Genomic DNA, 21,369 nt, shown 5'->3' with positions numbered 1-21,369 from the left:
ACTGGATAAAAAACCAGTTTATACTGTATGAAAAACCATATCTGTTTTTACATACAGGTGATTGTATGCTGGCACAACTGACCATCAGTAATTTTGCAATCGTTCGTGAACTGGAGATCGACTTTCATCGTGGCATGACGGCGATCACCGGCGAAACCGGCGCAGGAAAATCCATCGCGATTGATGCGCTGGGCCTGTGCCTTGGCGGCCGTGCTGAAGCAGACATGGTGCGTCAGGGGGCCAGCCGCGCGGATATCTGCGCGCGCTTCCAGCTGAAAGCGTCGCCGTCTGCCCAGCGCTGGCTGGCGGAGAACCAGCTCGACGACGGCAACGAATGTCTGTTGCGCCGCGTGATCAGTGCCGATGGCCGCTCACGTGGCTTTATCAACGGCACCTCTGTTCCGCTGTCGCAGCTGCGCGAACTCGGTCAGTTACTGATTCAAATCCACGGTCAGCATGCGCATCAGCTGCTGCTTAAAACCGATCACCAGAAACACCTGCTGGATGCCTACGCCGCGCACGACGATCGGCTGGCGGAGATGCGTCAGCACTATCAGCGCTGGCACCACAGCTGCCGCGCGCTGGCACAGCATCAGCAGCTGTCGCAGGAGCGTGAAGCCCGCCGTGAACTGCTGCAGTATCAGCTGAAAGAACTCAACGAATTTGCGCCGCAGCCAGGCGAGTTTGAGCAGATTGATGAAGAGTACAAGCGCCTGGCGAACAGCGGTCAGCTGCTGTCCACCAGCCAGCAGGCGCTGCAAATTCTTGCCGACAGCGATGACACCAACCTGCAAAGCCTGCTCTACAGCGCGCGTAATATGCTGAGTGAGCTGGTCTCGCTGGACGATAAAGTCAGCGGCGTATTTAACCTGCTGGAAGAAGCCGCGATTCAGCTGAGTGAAGCCAGCGATGAGCTGCGCCACTACTGTGAACGGCTCGACCTCGATCCTAATCGCCTGTACGAGCTGGAGCAGCGTTTGTCGCGGCAGATTGCGCTGGCGCGTAAGCACCATGTTTCACCGGAAGCGCTGCCGGTGCTGTATCAGCAGCTGCTGGATGAAGCGGAACAGCTGTCGCAGCAGGAGAGCGATCAGGAAAGCCTGCAGAGCGATGTCGTGGCTCATCATCAGGCCGCGCTGGCCTGTGCTGAAGCCCTGCATCAACAACGCGTTGCCTCGGCGCAGGAGCTGAGCCAGCTGATCACGCAAAGCATGCGCACCCTCGCCATGCCGCACGGTGAGTTTGCCATCATGCTGGAATTCAATGCCGATCAGCTGACGGCCGAAGGTGCCAGCCGTATTGATTTCCGTGTTACCACCAACCCGGGCCAGCCGCTGCAGCCGCTGGGTAAAGTGGCCTCAGGGGGTGAACTGTCACGTATTGCGCTGGCGATTCAGGTGATTACCGCACAGAAAATGGAAACTCCGGCGATGATTTTCGATGAGGTTGACGTCGGTATCAGCGGTCCGACGGCCGCTGTCGTTGGCCAGATGCTGCGCCAGTTGGGCGAATCGACTCAGGTAATGTGCGTAACTCACCTGCCGCAGGTGGCGGGCTGTGGTCATCAGCACTTCTTCGTCAGCAAAGAGACCGACGGTGCGATGACCGAAACCCACATGCAGCCGCTGGATAAGCGTGCGCGTCTGCAGGAACTGGCGCGCCTGCTTGGCGGCAGCGAAGTCACACGCAACACACTGGCGAACGCAAAAGAACTTTTAGCAGCCTGACACCGCACTTTTTTGCGGCCTGGTGGTCATATGCTTGCTCTGTAGAGGTTTCCAATAGCTCAAAGGTTTATTATCATCGGCAGTCATATCGCCATAATAAAGCCTGCCGTATGCAGAGTTCAGAATTTGATGGCAACAAAACTGCCTGATGAAAGGCGTTTGGCCCCAGAAAAGGAATGTATAGATGCGCTGTAAAACGCTGACTGCCGCGGCAGTGGTAATGTTGATGATGACCGCCGGATGTTCCACCCTTGAGCGCGTTGTGTATCGTCCGGATATCAATCAGGGGAATTACCTGGTCGCCAACGACGTTTCGAAGATTCACACCGGCATGACGCAGCAGCAGGTTGCCTACACGCTCGGTACGCCGATGATGCACGACCCGTTTGGCAGTAACGTCTGGTATTACGTGTTCCGTCAGGAGCCAGGTCATGAGAGCGTGAAGCAGCAGACGCTGACGCTGACCTTCGACAGCAACGGTACGCTGACGAACATCGACAACAAACCGCGCCTCACCGGCACTGAAGACTGAGTGAGCCGCAACAAAAAAGGCGCCTGAGCGCCTTTTTTAATGCCTGTAATTTACTTTTTCGTTGCCGCGCGCTCTGCCCGCTGCCGGCGCATCTCTTTTGGATCGGCAATCAGCGGGCGATAAATCTCGACCCGATCGCCATCCTGCAGCGTATCGCTCAGCTTGACCGGACGGCTGAAAATGCCGACCTTATTGCTGCTTAGATCGATATCTTTGCGCAGCGTCAGCAGCCCGGATGCCTGAATCGCCTGCTCAACCGTGGCGCCCTCTTCCAGGCTAACCTCACGCAGATACTGTTTATCCGGCAGCGCGTACACCACTTCAACGCTGATGTCAGCCACGGTAAACCTCTTTGGCGCGCTGGGTAAACGCCTGCACCATGCTATTGGCCAGCTCTTTGAAGATGCGTCCAAACGCCATTTCGACCAGCATGTTAGTGAATTCAAAGTCGAGGCTGAGCTCAACCTTGCAGGCATCGTCGCCGAGCGAGATAAATTTCCAGCCACCGGTCAGCTTGCGGAACGGCCCATCGACCAGCTGCATATGAATGCTCTGGTTATCGGTCAGGGTGTTACGCGTGGTAAAGGTTTTACTGATGCCGGCTTTAGAGACATCCACCGCGGCGGTCATCTGGTTACCGCTGTTATCCAGCACGCGGCTGCCGGTACAGCCCGGAAGAAATTCAGGATAAGCATCCACATCATTCACGAGCCGGTACATCTGCTCAGCGCTATACGGGACCAGCGCTGAACGGCTAATCTGGGCCATAATGGTTCCTGTTGGTCACAAAACCGTTGAATTATACCATTTTAAGCTACTAAACAAAAATTCACGCCTTTGCCAGCTGTGCTAAAATAGTGTGTTTTTTACCGCCCCGCAGGACAGGGGATGCGCCCACAGACTGAGTGATGTAGACTACGCCGCACTATGACAAAGAAAAAAGCTCACAAACCCGGTTCAGCCACTATTGCCCTCAACAAACGCGCTCGCCATGAATACTTCATTGAAGAGGAGTTCGAGGCCGGCATGGCGTTGCAAGGATGGGAAGTCAAATCACTGCGCGCCGGTAAAGCCAACATCAGCGACAGCTATATTTTGTTGCGCGATGGCGAAGCCTATCTGTTCGGTTCCACTTTTCAGCCGCTGGCGGTGGCATCAAGCCACGTGGTGTGCGATCCCACGCGCAACCGCAAACTGCTGTTGAACCAGCGTGAACTGGATTCCCTGTACGGCCGCGTTAACCGCGAAGGTTACACTGTGGTCGCGCTGTCGCTGTACTGGAAAAACGCCTGGGCCAAACTGAAGATTGGGGTGGCACGCGGTAAGAAAGAACACGACAAGCGCGCGGACATTAAAGATCGCGAGTGGAAGATGGACAAAGCACGAATTATGAAGAATGCCAGCCGTTAACCACTGGAATCTTTTATAATTTTTTGCTAGAGTAAGAAGTCTTGGGGCTGATTCTGGATTCGACGGGATTCGCGAAACCCAAGGTGCATGCCGAGGTGCGGTAGGCCTCGCTAAAAAACCGCAAAAAAATAGTCGCAAACGACGAAAACTACGCTTTAGCAGCTTAATAACCTGCTTAGAGCCCTCTCTCCCTAGCCTCCGCTCTTAGGACGGGGATCAAGAGAGGTCAAACCTAAAAGAGATCGCGTGGATGCCCTGCCTGGGGTTGAAGCGTTAAAACTAATCAGGCTAGTTTGTTAGTGGCGTGTCTGTCCGCAGCTGGCAAGCGAATGTAAAGACCAGACTAAGCATGTAGTACCGAGGATGTAGGAATTTCGGACGCGGGTTCAACTCCCGCCAGCTCCACCAAAATTCTCCATCGGTGATTACCAGAGTCATCCGATGAAGTCCTAAGAGCCCGCACGGCGCAAGCCCTGCGGGCTTTTTTGTGTCTGTAATCTTCCGAGACGATCTGCCTGAATCCGGTGATAATTGGTATACGAATTGGTATACGCTAGAATGTATGCCAATTCCGTATACCAATTCATGCAGGAGCGGCCACAGTGGCACGGACAACACGCCCCCTGACCAATATCGAAGTTCTGCGCGCTTGAGCATTAGAGAAGGATCTAACGCTGCATGATGGCGATGGGCTTTTCCTGATAGTGAAAACCAGCGGGAAAAAGCTCTGGCGTTTCCGTTATCAACGTCCGGCAACAAAGCAGCGAACAATGATGGGGCTCGGAGCATTCCCTGCCCTTTCGCTTGCTGATGCCCGAGGGTTACGCGCGGATTACCTTGCATTATTAGCCAACGGAATCGACCCGCAAATTCAAGCTGAAGTTGCAGAAGAACAGCAGCAAATCGCACTGAACAGTATTTTTTCAACGGTCGCCGCTAACTAGTTCCAGCTCAAAAGCAAAAGCGTTACCCCTGATTACGCAAAAGACATTTGGCGCTCACTGGAGAAAGATGTATTCCCTGCCATCGGTGAAATCCCCGTTCAGTAAATCAAAGCCCGGACTCTGGTTGAAGCTCTTGAGCCAATCAAAGCTCGTGGGGCGCTTGAGACTGTACGTCGACTGGTGCAACGCATTAACGAGATAATAATTTATGCCGTAAACACTGGCCTGATTGATGCAAATCCAGCATCAGGTGTTGGGATGGCCTTTGAGAAGCCCAGAAAGCAAAACATGCCGACGTTGCGTCCAGAAGAATTACCAAAACTCATGCGCACTTTGGTAATGTCGAATCTCTCTGTTTCGACCCGCTGCCTAATTGAATGGCAGCTCCTGACCCTCGTGCGCCCTTCTGAGGCCTCCGGTGCTCGTTGGACAGAGATCGACCTCGATGCAAAACTCTAGATTATTCCAGCCGAGCGGATGAAGGCGAAGCGTGAGCACATTGTACCTTTATCTCGTCAGGCATTAGAGATTCTGGAAGTGATGACGCCAATCAGTGCTCATAGAGAATATATTTTTCCGAGCAGGAATGATCCAAAGCAATCGATGAATAGCCAAACTGCTAATGCAGCTTTAAAACGAGTTGGGTATGATGGTAAATTAGTAGCACACGGATTGCGTTCAATAGCTAGTACAGCGATGAACGAAGCTGGCTTTAACGCTGACATCATCGAGGCAGCATTGGCTCATTCTGATAGAAATGAAGTACGGAGAGCATATAACCGCACTACTTATCTTGAAGGCCGCAAAGCTTTAATGAAATGGTGGGAAAACTCTGTTCGAAAACTCAAGGATTAATCATGCAAAACAATACAAATATTCGTGGTGAGCCTATACAAAGTGTTTACAGTGACTACAAACTTGGTCGCTACATTGTTAATAGAAGATACCAAAGAAAGTTAGTTTGGACTCTTGATGATAAAATCAAATTCATTGATTCCTTATTAAATCAATTCCCTGTCCCATTGTTTTTAGGTGTTTCCGTTAAGACTGGTGCTGCAAGCAAATCCTTCGAAATTCTAGATGGGATGCAGCGACTTGAAGCAATTACATCCTTTATAGAAGGCAGGTTTTCTGTAGCAGGAAAATATTTTGATCTGTCGGTAATTGCAGAAACAAACAAACAACTTGAAGAAGGTATCTTAACACAGAAACACCCTATCTTAGAATATGAGGCTTGCCGATCATTCCTTAATTACCCATTACCTCTATCAATTTCCGAATATACATCAACCACCGCTATCGATGAGACTTTTCGAAGAATAAACACCGGTGGTATCAGACTTTCGCGCCACGAAGTAAGGCAGGCTGGATGTATTTCTGATTTTGCAAATCTAATAAGAAAAATTTCGATATATATCAGGGGAGATGTCACCGCCACAGAGATCATTAATCTTGATAAAATAAGAATAATAAGTCTAACTAACGAAAATTTAGATTATGGCATCAAGATTTCCAAAACATTTTGGGCTAAAACTCACATATTAACTACTGACAACATTCTTGCGTCTAGAGATGAAGAGGTTATAGCTCATATCGTTGCATATATTTTAGATAAAAGACGGTCACAAACTTCATCATCATTCCTTGATGAAATATATAGCGATGTGAATTTAGCAGAACATTTCAATGATTTGGTTGCGAAAAAAGATGCAGACCTATTATATAGGCAAGTTTGTTTTGTCTACGATGAATTAGTGAAGATTGTAAATGATTTTACTAATTATTTTTCTGCGCACATATATAAAGGCACGCCATTTAAGGTGCAACATGCCTTCCAAGTTATATTCATTTCATTATTTGAATTATTGCTTGAAGAAAACAAGAAGGTTACAAACTACCGTAAACTAGCCAGTTCACTTAAAGACATCGCATCCAACCACATGGGCATATTATCCCAAGACAAAAAATGGACAAATAAAGAAAGAGCCAGACTAGTTCTTTCCATAAAAGGAATTATGTCTAAAAACTTCTCTCCTCGAGAAGGAGTTGATCCTACAATTCAGTCCTGGGTTGACAACCTTGAAAACATCTTAACTCAATCCAGAACGGAGGGAGTTGGATATGACTTTAAAGCAGGTCTCCACTCTTTTGATGGCAATACTCAATTTAATAATAAAACACTCTCAAAGATAGTTAAAACACTCACTGCCATGGCTAACTCTCATGCAGGAGACAATTATATTATATTGGGCGTCGCAGATAACAAAACAGCGGCAGACAACCATAAAAATGCTTATAATAAAGAGCCGAAGCAATACGCCGGTTATTACATAACGGGTATTAATGACGAAGCGGAAAAACACCACACAAACCTAGACAAGTATCTTTTAAAAATCCATCAGACATTGGAAAAAGAACCAATAAGCGAAGAAACTAAAAGATTAATACAAAGAAACGTACTTCCATTTACTTATTATGACAAAGAAATAATCCTCTTCAAAATAAGAAGGGAAAGCAAACCCATTGAGTACAATGGGGAGGTTTATATAAGAAAGATGTCTAACGTAGATCCTACGCCTATCCCTAAAGATAAAATTTACGAGTTCTATACTGAGTTTATGGAGCAAAGCAAACGCTACCCATACAACTAATGAAAGGTCGGCATAGGCTATTCAAAATCTATGCCGACCTTTGCTCGGATAAAAACATCACATATGACAATCATTATCAAAGACATGAGAACACTTCTCGCGAAAAATATCAACGACGCAATGATGATATTAATTAATATAAGAACTAAACTTGCAAGCATTATAATTTTAAATATTTACCCCACTACCTAAAAATGCAATCCAATGGGTAACATATAGAAACTAACGAAAATACTTACAAATAAAATCCATCAAAGCAAAAACTATTTTACATACTCATTAAATAGCCAAAAAAGGAAAGCACATATTATAACAACATACACATTAGCTATTATAACCCCATACTTATCAATAACTTCACCAGTCGAAGTATACGCGAAACTCTCAGACTAAATTAATAACTACATTATTAGCCCTCCCCGCGCGCAATGCTACCCCCTCCTCGCCTGCCCGCTTTATGCATCGCTTTTAATGCATGTGCATAATTCGAGCCGGGCCGCGCCCGGCATGGTCTGAAAGGTGGAAAGCGGTGCATGTTTTTTCATGCAAATCCATGCAGGCTATGCATGCATCACTCTTTACAAAGCGGCTGGCCTGAAAAAGGCTTCAGAAAGACAGAGTACAGACTTAAAAAAGCCGCTGGTTGTGCAGCGGCCATGGGGGATTAATGAACCTGGCGGAATGCAGAACCATAACGGCCCAGCGTCTGCCGTTTCCTGACCGGTTCCGGTGGCGCTCGGTACTTTTAGTAGATCCATACCGTACTACGAACCAGAGGGGAGTCTGGCAGCGCCTCGCAATCAAGTCCCAACTGCGTCAGATCTCTGGCAACCTGTTGACGCTCAGCCGCATCAAATGTACCTGCTGGCGCATGAATGATCATTTTAGGCATCAAATACCTCTCATTGTATCAGGGGAACAGGATGGATTCCGCACCGGGCGGAATCCATCGTGGAGCAACTAAATTGACTGCCCACCGGAGACTTCAATGCGCTGACCGGTGACCCAGCGGTTGTCCGGCCCAAGCAGGCTGGCAATCATCGGACCAATGTCATCAGGCAGGCCCACGCGACCCAGCGCGGTCATGCCAGCAAACGCCTGGTTGTAATCAGGGATGTCACGCACCGCGCCCCCCAGGAAATCGGTCTCAATCGCTCCCGGAGCCACGGTATTCACGGTGATGCCACGGCTGCCCAGTTCTTTCGCCATATACACGGAGAGTATTTCAACGGCGCCCTTGGCAGCCGAGTAGGCCGAGAAACCCGGGAACGACACGCGGGTCAGCCCCGAAGAGAAATTGACGATGCGTCCGCCATCGACCAGCAACGGCAGCAGCGACTGCGTCAGAAAAAACACCCCTTTGACGTGTACGTTAAATAACGCGTCGAACTGCTCTTCCGTGGTTGCGGTGAAGTCGGCCATTTCCCCATGTCCGGCGTTGTTGATCAGATAGTCGAACGTTTCGCGTCCCCAGTCACCTTTCAGGATATTGCCCACGGCGGCGACGAAACCCGGGAAGGAAGATACGTTGCTGGTGTCCAGTTGCAGCGCAACTGCCTTACGGCCAAGCGCCTGGATTTCATTCACCACGGCATCCGCCGCCTCTTTACCAGTACGATAAGTCACGATGACATCACCACCATGGCGGGCAATGCTCAGTGCGGTATTACGGCCAAGACCCCGGCTGGCGCCAGTTACAAGAGAAAGGGTTGTCATGAAATATCTCCTCAATAGTGGGAGAGTGATTCTAACAATCGACAAACTTCCAGGGTTGCCCAATAATTTTTAATTATTGCCTGATTATTTTTATATTTTTATTCGATGCCGTATTTACTAGAATGGTCGCATCTGAAATTTTTTATTAATTGCCTGATAATATGAAAAAGCGTGATCACTCGTATGAGGAACGCCCTGCAGGAGACAATGAATTTGACTCTGCCGGGAGGATGGCGGCTTTGCTGCAGGCGGCACGACACTACGCTGATGAACACCACAACGGAGCGGGCGTTGCTGCAACGCCAGTTGATGGGGTGTTCATTCTGCGCGAGACCGCGCCTACCGCGTTGCAATTCGCTATCACTAAACCGCTAATCGCAATGGTGCTGCAAGGCAGCAAACGCGTGACCATGGGCAGCGATCGTTTTGATTTTGGCGCGGGGGAATCCTTACTGATCACCATGGACGTGCCAACCGTGAGTCAGGTTATCAGCGCCAGTGCCGACACCCCTTATTATTCTCTGGTCGTGGAACTGGATGCGGCGGTGATTAGTGAACTGATGGCAAACATGGTCGGGCTGGAGGCTGCCACGGATTTGCCCGTAAGCATTGATCAGATCGAAGAAGATGTGGCAGAAGCCACTTTGCGCCTGCTGAACATGCTCAGCAGACCGCGCGCGCTCGCCGTGCTGGGCAGCCAGTTGGTGCGGGAGTTACATTACTGGCTACTGTCAGGACGGCACGGCAGCGCGCTGCGCGCCCTCGGCAGCACTGACAGCCATGCCCGGCGGATTGCGCGGGCAGTCGCGATCATTCGGGCCAATTATGCACAACCGCTGCGCATGAAAACCCTTGCTGACGCCGCCGGTATGAGCCTCTCGGTATTTCATACGCATTTCCGCCATGTCACCACGCTCACCCCGCTGCAATTCCAGAAACAGCTGCGCCTGCTTGAAGCGCGGAGACTGATGCTGACGGAGGGGACAGCGATCGGTATTGCCGCTAATGCGGTGGGATATGAGAGCGTGACGCAGTTTACCCGTGAATATTCACGGCTGTTTGGTTCACCGCCAGCCCGAAATATTCGGGAAACCCGCGCACTCGAGCGTTCAGTCCTGTCCGGTGAGCCTATGAGGCAATAAATTATTCGAGTCTGTCGCTGCCGGGACATATATTCCGGCAGATGACGAACCCAGCCGATTGCATCTGCTCACCCGAACGACGCCGACGCTGACTGCTTTACCTTCAATCAACCGTTACGATCGACAGCTCGCGAAAGCGTCTCTCCCTGCTGCGCATTTATGCCAGAAATTCCCACAGAAACGGTATATTCACTTACAGTTTATTCCTAATGCCCTGCGTTGCGCTCTGTGCCACTCTTAACTACGCTCATAACACTTATGATGCTTAATGAGGGAATATATTATGAAAAAGACGATTATTGCGTTATCCGCCATTCTTCTGACTTCTACGGCGTTTGCCGCCACACACGCAACCGATGAAACCGTCGCTGACGCCAAAGCGGGCGCCAACACGGCGAAAGAGAAACTGCATCAGTCGCAGCATCAGGGTGAAGAGCAGCAGCTTAAAGCTAAACATGCTGCCGAAGGCAAAAGCGATAGCCTGACCAGCAAAGCGAGCGAAAACTCGCAGAAAGCCTGGAACAGCACCAAAGAAGGTACTGAAAAAGGTTGGGACGCCACCAAAGAAGGCGCGCAGAAAGGCTGGAACAAAACCAAAGAAGGTGCCAGCGATCTGAAGAAGAAAGTATCTGAGTAATAGCGCTAACTATTATCCCCTAAAGGCCGCAATGCGGCCTTTTTTGTGCCTGCCAGCAACCGGATTGATACAAAACGCTGCGATCCCGCTCCTGGATTCGGGCAAATTCCTAATCAGTGATTGATTAATGAGCAGGCTGCGCGAATAGTAAGCGAACCGGCCATCGGGTGCCGGCACAAGGAGAAAGCACATGGGATATTACGCACTGAGAAAAAGTGATACAGCATCGTCGCAGAAATACTGGTTTGTGCTTAAAGCCAGCAACGGCGAAACCATCGCCACCAGCGAGATGTACAGCTCAAAACAGGCGGCGGAAAATGGCATCCGCTCGGTGCAGCAGAACGGTGCGTCAACCACTATTCACGACGAGACCTGACTTCGCGCAGCCTGCGCAGTGATGCGCGAAGGTGGGTCATTGCCCCTGCAAGCGGCGCAATGTATTACGCGATCAATCGCGCCGCTAAGCATCTCCGGCAAGCGGGTACCACGCAGTACCACAGCCCCCTCTAAAACGCCACCGGCGCTTTGCATCGGCCGGCCTTTGCCCCTACACTTGCCGCATCGCCCTTAACCATTAATTAACTTTATGTCCGATACATTTCAACGCCAGCCGCTGCCCTTGCCGAATGGCCATAATAAAGTGCTGCTGCACTCCTGCTGCGCTCCCTGCTCGGGAGAAGTGATGGAAGCGATGCTGGCTTCCGGCATCGATTACACCATCTTCTTCTACAACCCGAACATCCATCCGCTGAAAGAGTACGAGCTGCGCAAAGAGGAGAACATCCGCTTTGCCGAGCAGTTTGGCGTGCCTTTTGTTGATGCCGATTACGACAAAGACAACTGGTTCGAGCGCGCGCGTGGCATGGAGTGGGAGCCGGAGCGCGGCGTGCGCTGCACCATGTGTTTCGACATGCGCTTCGAGCGCACCGCGCTGTACGCGCATGAACACGGCTTCCCGGTGATCACCAGTTCACTCGGCATTTCGCGCTGGAAGAATATGCAGCAAATCAACGACTGCGGCGTACGCGCGGCGGCGCGCTATCCGGATATGCTGTACTGGGAGTTTAACTGGCGTAAAGGTGGCGGTTCGTCGCGCATGATCGAGATCAGCAAGCGCGAGCGCTTCTATCAGCAGGAGTATTGCGGCTGCATCTATTCGCTGCGCGATACCAACCGCCACCGCGTAGCAAGCGGTCGCGAACGTATCGAAATCGGCGTGCAGTACTATTCGCCGGACGAGTAAGAAAAAAACCTGCTGGCGCTAACCAGCAGGCTAAGCATTACCAGTTCAGCAGCTGGCCGCGGTAATCCACGTAATGATGGCCGCCACGCCCGCTAAACTGCTGCAACTGCGTGACCATGCCCTGCGCACTCTCGGTGACGCTGATATCCGCGCCCTCACCGCCCATGTCGGTTTTTACCCAGCCCGGATGTAATGACAGCAAGGTGCTGCCCTGCTGGTGCATCTGCGTCGCCAGCGCGCGGCTCAGCATATTCAGCGCCGCTTTGCTGGCTGAGTAGAACGGCATCGCCGCGTCACGGTTCTCGTTGAGGCTGGCGAGACGCGACGTGGTCAGGCCCAGCACGCTCTGTTTGTCGCGCAGCAGCGGCAGCAGGCTCTCCGCCAGGCGCACCGGCGCCACCGCATTGGTAAAGAACAGCTCGCTGAGCTGCGCATCGTCCACGTCGCGTAGCTGCGATGCGTGCGGACCGAGAATCCCGGCGTTAATCAGGATGCAATCAAAGGGTGCGTCGCCGAGCTGCCGGACCAGCGCGTCACGCTGCGCGCCATCGGTGATATCCAGCGCCAGCCACTGCAGCTGCGGATGCTGAAACGAAACCGCCGTGGAACGGTAGGTGGCGGTCACCTGCCAGCCCGCCTGCAGTAGTTGCTGCACCACGGCCAGGCCAATGCCTTTTGACGCCCCAATAATCAATGCTCGCTGTTGTTGGCTCATCTGTCTCTCGCTGGTTGGTGTGCCACGAAAAAGGGCAGGATACCCTGCCCTGTTGTCCTTACCGGAACACTAACGTTAGCACGACGATGACCACCATAATTATCAGCAGGTGGCACACCGTTTTATCCAGGTTGCGTTGCTTCATCGCGCCTCCTGCACTCAGAACCACTGGCCAAAGCGCTTGATGTACAGCGTTTTCATGCCCTGCGCCACCAGGCAGTAGCCGAGCAGCGTGGCCAGCAGCCAGGGGAAATAGCTCCATGGCAGCGGCACCAGGCCGACCATCGCGCCGAGCGGCGAGAACGGCAGCAGAATGCCGGCAATCATTACGCAGGCGGTGGTCAGCAGCACCGGCAGCGCCGCGCGGCTCTGGATAAACGGAATTTTGCGCGTGCGCAGCATGTGCACCACCAGCGTCTGCGACAGCAGCCCTTCAACAAACCAGCCGGACTGGAACAGTGACTGCATCGCTGGGGAATTCGCCGCGAACACGTACCACATCAGCGCAAAGGTGGTGATGTCAAAAATTGACGACGTTGGCCCAATCCACAGCATAAAGCGTTTGATGTTGCGCGCGTCCCATTTGCGTGGTTTGCGCAGGAACTCGCGATCCATTTTGTCCCACGGCAGCGCCAGCTGTGACAGATCGTACATCAGGTTCTGAATCAGCAGATGAATCGCCAGCATCGGCAGGAACGGAATGAATGCGCTCGCCACCAGCACCGAGAACACATTGCCGAAGTTCGAACTGGCGGTCATGTTCAGGTACTTGATGATGTTGCCGAACGTCTCGCGCCCCTTCATCACGCCCTCTTCCAGCACCATTAAATCCTTTTCCAGCAGGATGATGTCAGAAGACTCTTTGGCGATGTCCGCCGCGCTGTCGACCGAGATCCCCACATCGGCGTCACGCAGCGCCGGCGCATCATTAATGCCGTCACCGAGAAAACCCACCGTATGGCCCTGCTGCTGCAGCGCACGCAGAATGCGTGACTTCTGCAGCGGCGTCAGTTTGGCAAACACCGAGCTGCGCGCCGCGGCCTGCGCCAGTTGTTCATCGCTCATCGCCGCAATCGCCTCGCCGGTGAGGATCTCGCCACAGTCGATGCCCACCTGCTGGCAGATGCGCGCCGTCACTACCGGATTATCGCCGGTCAGCACTTTGACCGTTACGCCGTTCTCGTTCAGCGCGGTAATCGCCTTCGCCGCACTCTCCTTCGGCGGATCGAGGAAGGTCAGCAGCCCTTCGATGGTCAGCCCCTGCTCATCCGCGACGCTCAGCGCCTGTTGCAGGCCCGGCTCCGCCAGCGCACGGCTGGCCACCAGCAGCACGCGAAAGCCCTGCTGATTGTACTGATGCGCCAGCGCCAGCAGCTCCGCGCGACGGGTTTCATTGAGCTGCTGAATCAGTTTGCCTTCGCGTTCGGCGCTGGCAATGCTCAGCATCTCCTCGACCGCGCCCTTACAGATCAGCATCTGCTGGTTGAGGCGGCGGTCACGCACCACCACTGAAACGCGACGACGCACAAAATCAAACGGCAGCTCATCCACTTTGCTGTAGTAGTCGCTCATGTCCGCGCTGATGCGTCCTTTGCCGTAGCGCAGGATGGCGCGATCCATCAGGTTAGGCGTGCCGCTCTGGTAATGGCTGTTGAGCCAGCTCAGCATCAGGACGCGCGAGTTCTCTACCCCGGCACAATCGAGATGGTGCTCGAGGATAATGTTGTCCTGCGTCAGCGTGCCGGTTTTGTCGGTACACAAAATGTCCATGGCGCCGAGGTTCTGGATCGCGTTCAGGCGTTTGACGATCACTTTTCGGCGCGACATGGCAATCGCCCCTTTGGCCAGATTCGAGCTGACAATCATCGGCAGCATTTCCGGCGTCAGTCCCACCGCCACCGCCAGCGCGAACAGCGAAGCATCCAGCCAGTCGCCTTTGGTCAGGCCGTTAATCAGCAGCACCACCGGCACCATCACCAGCATGAAGCGAATCAGCAGCCAGCTGACGCTGTTGACGCCGCGATCGAAAGCGGTTTGTGTGCGGTTACCAACAATCGATTTCGCCAGGCTGCCGAAGTAAGTTTCCCCGCCGGTCGCCACCACCACCGCTTTGGCGCTGCCACTGGAGACATTAGTGCCCATCAGGCATACGCTGCCCAGTTCCAGCAGCGATGCATCTTTGTCGCTGGCGCTGGCCTGCTTGCTGGCTACGTGGCCGGTGACATCATATTTCTCCACCGGCAGCGATTCGCCGGTCAGAATCGCCTGGCTGATAAACAGATCGCGTGAGTCGAGCAGCCGCACATCGGCGGGTACCAGATCGCCCGCCGAGAGATAGATGATATCGCCAGGCACCAGGCTGGTGATATCCACTTCCTGTTTCTGCGGCGCCTGCTGTACCGATTCCCGGCGCAGCACGGTGGCGGTGGTGCGTACCATCGATTTCAGCGCCTGTGCCGCTTTGTTGGTGCGAAACTCCTGCCAGAAGCGCAGCAAACCGCTGAGCGTTACCATCGTCACAATGATGATGACACCGGTCAGATCGGTCTCCTCGCCATGGCGCAGCGGCATCCAGTAGTCGGTGAAAAAGCTCACCAGCGCCAGCGCCAGCAGCACATAAATGAACGGATTATTAAAAGCCTGGATCAGCTGAACCAGCGCCGGTGGCGCTTTATCATGCTCCACCTGATTGCGACCATAAATCTGCAGCCGCGCTTCCGCTTCGCGTTCGACCAGCCCCAGCGCATCGCTGCGCAGGCGCAGCAGCGTTTCGTCGGCGGTAAAAGCGGCTTCGTCTTCAATCAGATAGCGTGTGGTTTTCTGACGTGCCGGACGCACGGTGTTCCAGGCTTTTTTTTCCTGGTTGAGTTTCATGTCAGTCATGATGACACTCCTCGTTTATTTTTTTACGGCAATAACGATCCCTGCGCGCCAGGCGCACAAGTCGAAAAATTAATTGTCACGGCGTGACCGGATTAAATTAAAAATAACCTGTCGGGAATTTCCATATTACCTCCCGGAAATAATGGGCGAAGAAAGTCGCTCGCTGAATAACGAGTGAAATAACATAATCCTGGATAACGCTGCGCGCAGCAGCAGCCTGAAGCGGCTTAACGCGCAGGGAAGCTCAGCACGCTGAAGATCAGCGCGCGCATCGAGGCGGAGGAAAAAGTGCGTTTAAAATCATGTACATGATGCTATTCCCACGGGCATCAGCCCGCTGTGGTGTCATTATCAGGGAACAATCATCAGAAACAGGTGAGGATTGCTGCCCGCCATGTTGGCAAGCAGCGACAAAAGAATTCGCGCGTCAGCTTGCCTTGTATTGCCATCGATAAGGGTGACTGTCCAACTGAATTCTCCTGTGTGAAGTTGCGGCTATTATAGGAGGGCGAAAAGCGAAGTAAAGTTAATTATTCCGGGGTTCAGGTTGATTTAATTTTCGTTGCGATTTGGTTGATAAAGCGTGCGGATATAAGGTGCGCCAGATTAATCCGATCGCATTACGCCCTCTTGCTTATAACTGAAGCGCACCGCTTAGAACCTTACGGCATATGCATAGCCATAAATTGACTATTCTTCACTGTAGCGCTCTCGTAAACTCGCGTTACTTTTTTAAGGCAAGGAAACAACATGAAAAAAATTATTCCCTCACTGCTGGCGCTGTCGCTGGTAGCCGCCTTCTCCGCGCAGGCCGCCACGCCGAAAGATACGCTGGTGATTGCGCAGTCTACGGATGATGCGGACAGCTTTGATCCGGCCCAGGGCTTTGAACTGACCACGGTGCAAGCGTTCACTAACATTTATCAGCGCCTGGTGCAGTCCGATCCGGCCAATCCAACCGATCTTAAGCCAACGCTGGCCACGTCGTGGCAGCCGGGCAGCGATAACCGCAGCCTGACGTTTGCGCTGCGCAAAGACGCGAAGTTTGCCAGCGGTAATCCGCTGCGCCCGGAAGATGTCATCTTCTCGCTGGGCCGCGTGGTGAAACTCAACCTCGATCCGTCCTTTATTCTGACCCAGCTCGGCTGGAACAAAGACAACGTTGACAGCTTCCTGAAGAAGGTCGATGAAGACCACGTACAGATTAGCTGGAGCGCCAACGTCAGCCCGGCCTACGTGCTGAGCCTGCTGTCCGCGCCGGTCTCCTCGATCGTTGATGAAAAAACCGCGCAGGCCAACGCCAAAAACGGTGATTTCGGCCATGCGTGGCTCGGCACCCACTCAGCCGGCAGCGGCCCGTTCCAGATTCGCAAAGTGGTGCTGCATGAAGCGATACTGCTCAGCGCCAACCCGACCTCACCGGCCGGTGCACCGAAGCTGAAAAACATTCTGATCAAAAACGTGCCGGAGCCGGCAGCGCGCCGTCTGCTGCTGGAACAGGGCGATGTCGATATCGCGCGTAACCTCGGTGCTGACCAGATCGCTGCGCTGAAGGGCAAAGCCGGCGTGAAGACCGAAGCGATTCCGATGGCGTCGCTCTACTACATTCAGTTCAATGTCGGTGCCAATCCGGTACTGAAGAACCCGGCGCTGTGGGAAGCGGCACGTTACCTGTTCGACTACAAAGGTATCGCCAATGACCTGCTGAAAGGCCAGTTTGAAGTGCATCAGACCTTCCTGCCGAAGGGTTTCCCCGGTGCGCTGAACGACACGCCTTACAGCTACGATCCGGAGAAAGCCAAAGCGATTCTGCAGAAGGCCGGTCTGACCAACGTCAGCTTTAAGCTCTCCACCAGCAATCAGCCCCCGTACCTTGATATCGCGCAGGCACTGCAGGGCAGCTTCGCCAAAGGCGGCGTGAAGGTGGAAGTGCAGCCGGGCTTAAGCTCTGAAGTGTCTACCCGCGTGAAGGCGCATCAGTATGAAGCTACGCTCAACGCCTGGGGCGCGGATTATTTCGACCCGAACACCAACGCCGCGTCCTTCGCTTACAACCCGGAAGATGGCAGCAAAACCATTGCTTACCGTTCAGACTGGCACATCCCGGAGCTGAGCAAACAGACGCTGGCGGCGACGGCCGAAGCCGACAGCAATAAGCGCGTTGCGCTTTATCAGGCGATGCAGCGTGAAGTGCTGAAGAACTCGCCGTATGTGATTGGCCTGCAGGCGCGTAACCTGATTGCGCTGCGCGACAATCTGCAGGGCTATGTGCAGGGGATCAACCCGGACATGGTGTATTACGCGCAGGTTTCGAAGTAATGGCAGCGTCAGCGTCATCGGCCGGGTTCGCCCGGCCACTCTGGCAGCGCTTCAGCCGCCTCGTCACCAGCCTGCTGTCGCTGCTGGTGACGCTGGTGGGTTTGTTAGCGTTTACTTTCATGCTGTCGCACCTGTCGCCAGTCGACCCGGTGCAGCAAATCGCCGGCGATCACGCCAGCGAAGCCACCTATACTCAGGTGCGTCACGACCTTGGGCTGGATCAGCCGGTACTGGTACAGTTCTGGCGTTATATCAGCCAGCTGGCGCAGGGCAATCTCGGCCTGTCGCATCTCACCAATCAGCCGGTCAGCGCCGACCTGATGCGCACCTTCCCCGCCACGCTTGAGCTGGCGACCTGTTCGATGATTTTCGCTGCAGTGTTCGGCGTGACACTCGCACTGCTGGCGGCGTGGAAACCGGGCAGCGTCATCGATAACGTGGCGCGCTTTATCTCGCTGCTGGGCTACTCGGTGCCGGTGTTCTGGCTCGGCCTGCTGGGCCTGCTGCTGTTCTACGCCGTGCTGCACTGGTCCGCCGGTCCGGGCCAGCTGGATGATATCTGGATCTATACCCTCGAACCAAAGACCGGCTTTGTACTGATTGATAGCTGGCTCTCCGGCGATGCGGAAATGTTTCGCAACGCGATTGCCCATCTGTGGCTGCCGGTGGTGATTCTCGGCCTGCTGGCGATGGCAGGCATTACGCGTCTGCTGCGCGCGGCGCTGCTGGAAGAGAGCAGCAAAGAGTATGTGGTGCTGGCGCGCGCGAAAGGCGCTGGCCGGGCGCGCATTCTGCTGCGTCATATTTTCCCCAACGTGCTGGGCACGCTGATCACCGTGATCGCCCTCTCCTACGCCACGCTGCTGGAAGGTTCCGTGCTGACGGAAACCGTATTCGCCTGGCCGGGCGTCGGTCGCTACATGACCAACGCGCTGTTTTCCGCCGATGTTCCGGCGATTCTCGGCGCTACGTTGCTGATTGGCAGCTGCTTTATCCTGCTCAATGCCGTGGCCGACGCCCTCACCTGGTTAACCGATCCGAGAACCCGATGACTCAACAACTTCATGAACTGGAAACCGTGCGCCCGCGCCGGCGCCGGGCGCGTATCACTTCGCTGACCATCGGCCTGACGCTGGTGATCGTGCTGGTGGCCATGGCGCTGCTGGCGCCGCTGCTGGCGCCGTTTGATCCTAACGCGCAGGTGATTGAACAGCGTCTGCTGGCACCGTCGGCGCTGCACTGGTTCGGCACCGACGGCTTCGGGCGCGATTTATTGTCGCGCGTGATTTACGGCGCACGTCCGACGCTGCTGCTGGTGTCGCTGATCCTGGTGCTGACCATCCCGGTTGGCCTGTTAGTCGGCATCACCGCCGGCTACGTCGGCGGCTGGACCGAACGCGTGCTGATGCGCATCACCGATATTTTTCTGTCGCTGCCCAACCTGGTGATTGCGCTGGCGCTGGTGGCAATGCTGGGTCCGGGCCTGATGAACGGCGCACTGGCGCTGGCGCTCACCAGCTGGCCGCCGTTTGCCCGGCAGGCACGCGCGGAAACCCTGGCATTGCGCCGCAGCGATTACCTCGCCGCCGCGCGCATGCAGGGCATTACCGGCCTGCGCCTGATGTTTGGCCACATTCTGCCGCTCTGCCTGCCGACCGCCGTGGTGCGTGCCGCGCTGAGCCTCGGCGGGATTATTCTTTCTGCCGCCGGGCTGGGCTTCCTCGGCATGGGCGTGCAGCCGCCAACCGCCGAATGGGGCTCGATGGTAGCAGAAGGCAGTAAAGTGATTTTCGACCAATGGTGGGTGGCGGCAGCGCCCGGCGCAGCCATTCTGTTCGCCAGCCTGGCGTTTAACCTGACAGGCGACGGCCTGCGTGACCGACTGGATACCCGCCATGCCAAATGATCTGTTAATTGATGCGCAGGGGCTGACGATTCGCAGCCACGACGCGCTGCTGGTGGATAACATCAGCTTTACCCTTGGCCGCGAACGCGTGGCGCTGGTCGGTGAATCCGGCTCGGGCAAATCCCTGACCGCGCGTGCGCTGATGGGCCTGCTGTCGCCCGCGCTGCAGCTGCAGGCTGACCGGCTGCAGGTGGCGGGCGCAGACGCCCTGCACCTGCGCGAGCGCGACTGGATCGGCGTGCGCGGCGGCAAAGTGGCGATGGTCATGCAGGACCCGAAATACGCGCTCAACCCGACGCGCACCATTGGCTGGCAGGTTGAAGAGCCGCTGGTGCTGCACCGCAAGCTGAGCCGCGCCGAGCGCAAAGAGAAAGTGTGCGAGATGCTGGACGCGGTGGGCCTGCCCGATCCGCGCCAGCTGATGAAGCGCTATCCGCATCAGCTCTCCGGCGGCATGGGCCAGCGCGTGATGCTGGCGATCGCGCTGATTACCGATCCCGATCTGCTGATTGCCGATGAGCCCACCTCGGCGCTCGATCACGCCATGCGCGATCAGGTGCTGGCGCTGATTCGTCGCCTGGTGGAGCAGCGCAATATGGGCCTGCTGCTGATCAGTCACGATCTGCAACAGGTCTCCGAGCACTGTCAGCGGGTGATGGTGATGTACAAAGGCCGCCTGCTGGACACGCTGCCGGCGGCGCAGCTGTCGGACGCCAGCCATCCTTATACCCGCACGCTGTGGGCCTGCCGTCCGGGTAAAGCGACGCACGGCGAACGCCTGCCGGTGCTGGATCGCGCGGCGCTGGAGAAGATGCATGATTGAATTAGCCAACCTGAACGTCTCGCATAAACAGGGTTATGAACTGCGCACCGTGGTGCACGATGTGAACCTGCAGGTGGCGGCCGGCGAGTGTTTCGGTCTGGTGGGGCCTTCCGGCTGCGGTAAATCCTCGCTGCTGTGGGTAATGGCCGGACTGAATCCGCACTGGCGCGGCCAGATGACGCTGGCGAATACCGCCGTGCAGCCGGGCAAACCCTTTACCGGCCAGCTGCGGCGCGATGTGCAGATGGTGTTTCAGGATCCCTACGCTTCGCTGCATCCGCGCCATCGGCTGCGCCGCACGCTGGCGGAACCGCTTAAGCTGCTGCGACGCGATAACATCGACGATCGCATCAACGCGGGCTTCCGCCATGTCGGGCTGGATCCGGCGCTGGCGGATCGCTATCCGCATCAGCTGTCCGGCGGACAGCGTCAGCGCGTGGCCATCGTGCGCGCCCTGCTGCTAGAGCCCAAAATCCTGCTGCTGGATGAGCCGACGTCAGCGCTGGACATGTCTGTGCAGGCCGAGATCCTGAATCTGCTTAACGATCTGAAACAGAATGATGGCCTGACGATGGTGCTGGTCAGCCACGATCCTGACGTGATCGATCATATGTGCGATCGCGCCGCGCGCATGGCGCAGGGCCGGATTGTTGGTTAGCATGAGCGCAACGCGGCGCGGTTGATCCTGCGGGTAAATTGCGCCGCTGCCTAACAGCCATTC

18 protein-coding genes, 1 other RNA gene and 1 pseudogene are annotated in these 21,369 nt (G+C 54.7%); 15 read left to right on the top strand and 5 right to left on the bottom strand.

Annotated elements, in window-relative coordinates:
• Positions 1–65: 65 nt before the first annotated feature.
• Together recN and bamE are read left to right on the top strand one after the other, a co-directional pair.
• Positions 66–1,727 (top strand): DNA repair protein RecN, encoded by a 1,662-nt coding sequence (gene recN, locus AC6I79_RS05035; protein ID WP_058775634.1) that lies wholly within the window; start codon positions 66–68, stop codon positions 1,725–1,727.
• A gap of 184 nt (positions 1,728–1,911) precedes the next feature.
• On the top strand, positions 1,912–2,259 hold the full coding sequence (bamE, locus tag AC6I79_RS05030; RefSeq protein ID WP_021506509.1) for an outer membrane protein assembly factor BamE: 348 nt from the start codon (positions 1,912–1,914) through the stop codon (positions 2,257–2,259).
• 50 nt (positions 2,260–2,309) lie between these two features.
• Here bamE and AC6I79_RS05025 read toward each other — a convergent pair whose 3' ends face one another.
• Positions 2,310–2,600, bottom strand: coding sequence for an RnfH family protein (locus AC6I79_RS05025; RefSeq protein WP_021506508.1), 291 nt, complete (start codon positions 2,598–2,600; stop codon positions 2,310–2,312).
• On the bottom strand, positions 2,593–3,027 hold the full coding sequence (locus AC6I79_RS05020) for a type II toxin-antitoxin system RatA family toxin (protein ID WP_021506507.1): 435 nt from the start codon (positions 3,025–3,027) through the stop codon (positions 2,593–2,595). Before AC6I79_RS05020 ends, AC6I79_RS05025 begins: the two co-directional genes overlap by 8 nt.
• Before the next feature lie 159 nt (positions 3,028–3,186).
• On the opposite strand from AC6I79_RS05020, the gene smpB reads away from it, so the two are divergent.
• From smpB to AC6I79_RS05000, 4 genes and pseudogenes are all read left to right on the top strand, one after another.
• On the top strand, positions 3,187–3,669 hold the full coding sequence (gene smpB / locus AC6I79_RS05015; protein ID WP_021506506.1) for an SsrA-binding protein SmpB: 483 nt from the start codon (positions 3,187–3,189) through the stop codon (positions 3,667–3,669).
• Between the two features lie 43 nt (positions 3,670–3,712).
• Positions 3,713–4,077, top strand: a transfer-messenger RNA (tmRNA) gene (gene ssrA / locus AC6I79_RS05010).
• A gap of 194 nt (positions 4,078–4,271) precedes the next feature.
• A pseudogene (locus AC6I79_RS05005) lies at positions 4,272–5,468 on the top strand (integrase domain-containing protein).
• A 2-nt stretch (positions 5,469–5,470) separates the two neighbouring features.
• Positions 5,471–7,264, top strand: a complete 1,794-nt coding sequence (locus AC6I79_RS05000) for a GmrSD restriction endonuclease domain-containing protein (RefSeq protein ID WP_159378633.1) — start codon at positions 5,471–5,473, stop codon at positions 7,262–7,264.
• 960 nt (positions 7,265–8,224) lie between these two features.
• Here the strand turns inward: AC6I79_RS05000 and AC6I79_RS04995 are convergent.
• A complete protein-coding gene (locus AC6I79_RS04995; protein WP_159378634.1) occupies positions 8,225–8,980 on the bottom strand; it encodes an SDR family NAD(P)-dependent oxidoreductase in 756 nt (251 codons plus the stop codon).
• A gap of 230 nt (positions 8,981–9,210) precedes the next feature.
• Between AC6I79_RS04995 and AC6I79_RS04990 the strand changes: the two genes are divergently transcribed.
• The 4 genes from AC6I79_RS04990 (at position 9,211) to AC6I79_RS04975 (ending at position 12,002) form a co-directional block, all read left to right on the top strand.
• Positions 9,211–10,122, top strand: a complete 912-nt coding sequence (locus AC6I79_RS04990; protein WP_498027732.1) for an AraC family transcriptional regulator — start codon at positions 9,211–9,213, stop codon at positions 10,120–10,122.
• Between the two features lie 283 nt (positions 10,123–10,405).
• A complete protein-coding gene (locus tag AC6I79_RS04985) occupies positions 10,406–10,759 on the top strand; it encodes a KPN_00521 family repetitive protein (protein ID WP_159378635.1) in 354 nt (117 codons plus the stop codon).
• Positions 10,760–10,949: 190 nt separating this feature from the next.
• Positions 10,950–11,135, top strand: coding sequence for a YegP family protein (locus tag AC6I79_RS04980; RefSeq protein ID WP_498027603.1), 186 nt, complete (start codon positions 10,950–10,952; stop codon positions 11,133–11,135).
• A gap of 210 nt (positions 11,136–11,345) precedes the next feature.
• A complete protein-coding gene (locus AC6I79_RS04975; protein ID WP_031279356.1) occupies positions 11,346–12,002 on the top strand; it encodes an epoxyqueuosine reductase QueH in 657 nt (218 codons plus the stop codon).
• A 37-nt stretch (positions 12,003–12,039) separates the two neighbouring features.
• On the opposite strand, the gene AC6I79_RS04970 is transcribed toward AC6I79_RS04975, so the two are convergent.
• The gene (locus AC6I79_RS04970) at positions 12,040–12,717 is read right to left on the bottom strand and encodes an SDR family oxidoreductase (protein WP_058776469.1); all 678 of its coding nucleotides are present in this window, start codon (positions 12,715–12,717) and stop codon (positions 12,040–12,042) included.
• A 159-nt stretch (positions 12,718–12,876) separates the two neighbouring features.
• Positions 12,877–15,600 (bottom strand): magnesium-translocating P-type ATPase, encoded by a 2,724-nt coding sequence (gene mgtA / locus AC6I79_RS04965; protein WP_498027602.1) that lies wholly within the window; start codon positions 15,598–15,600, stop codon positions 12,877–12,879.
• A gap of 750 nt (positions 15,601–16,350) precedes the next feature.
• Here mgtA and AC6I79_RS04960 point away from each other — a divergent pair.
• Genes AC6I79_RS04960 through AC6I79_RS04940 form a run of 5 tightly spaced genes read left to right on the top strand, consistent with a single transcriptional unit; the run spans position 16,351 to position 21,306 of the window.
• A complete protein-coding gene (locus tag AC6I79_RS04960; RefSeq protein ID WP_278426630.1) occupies positions 16,351–17,919 on the top strand; it encodes an ABC transporter substrate-binding protein in 1,569 nt (522 codons plus the stop codon).
• Positions 17,919–18,971, top strand: coding sequence for an ABC transporter permease (locus AC6I79_RS04955; protein WP_058758250.1), 1,053 nt, complete (start codon positions 17,919–17,921; stop codon positions 18,969–18,971). Before AC6I79_RS04960 ends, AC6I79_RS04955 begins: the two co-directional genes overlap by 1 nt.
• Positions 18,968–19,825: an ABC transporter permease gene (locus AC6I79_RS04950; RefSeq protein ID WP_031279350.1), complete on the top strand. Its 858-nt coding sequence runs from the start codon at positions 18,968–18,970 to the stop codon at positions 19,823–19,825. Before AC6I79_RS04955 ends, AC6I79_RS04950 begins: the two co-directional genes overlap by 4 nt.
• Entirely contained in the window at positions 19,815–20,648 is an 834-nt protein-coding gene (locus AC6I79_RS04945; protein ID WP_264442134.1) for an ABC transporter ATP-binding protein, read from the top strand. The genes AC6I79_RS04950 and AC6I79_RS04945 overlap by 11 nt, the downstream gene beginning before the upstream one ends.
• Positions 20,641–21,306, top strand: coding sequence for an ABC transporter ATP-binding protein (locus AC6I79_RS04940; RefSeq protein ID WP_498027601.1), 666 nt, complete (start codon positions 20,641–20,643; stop codon positions 21,304–21,306). Before AC6I79_RS04945 ends, AC6I79_RS04940 begins: the two co-directional genes overlap by 8 nt.
• Positions 21,307–21,369 lie beyond the last annotated feature (63 nt).

This window comes from gamma proteobacterium symbiont of Scutellera amethystina (genome assembly GCF_059730845.1).
This window is presented reverse-complemented; position numbering and strand designations above follow the sequence as displayed.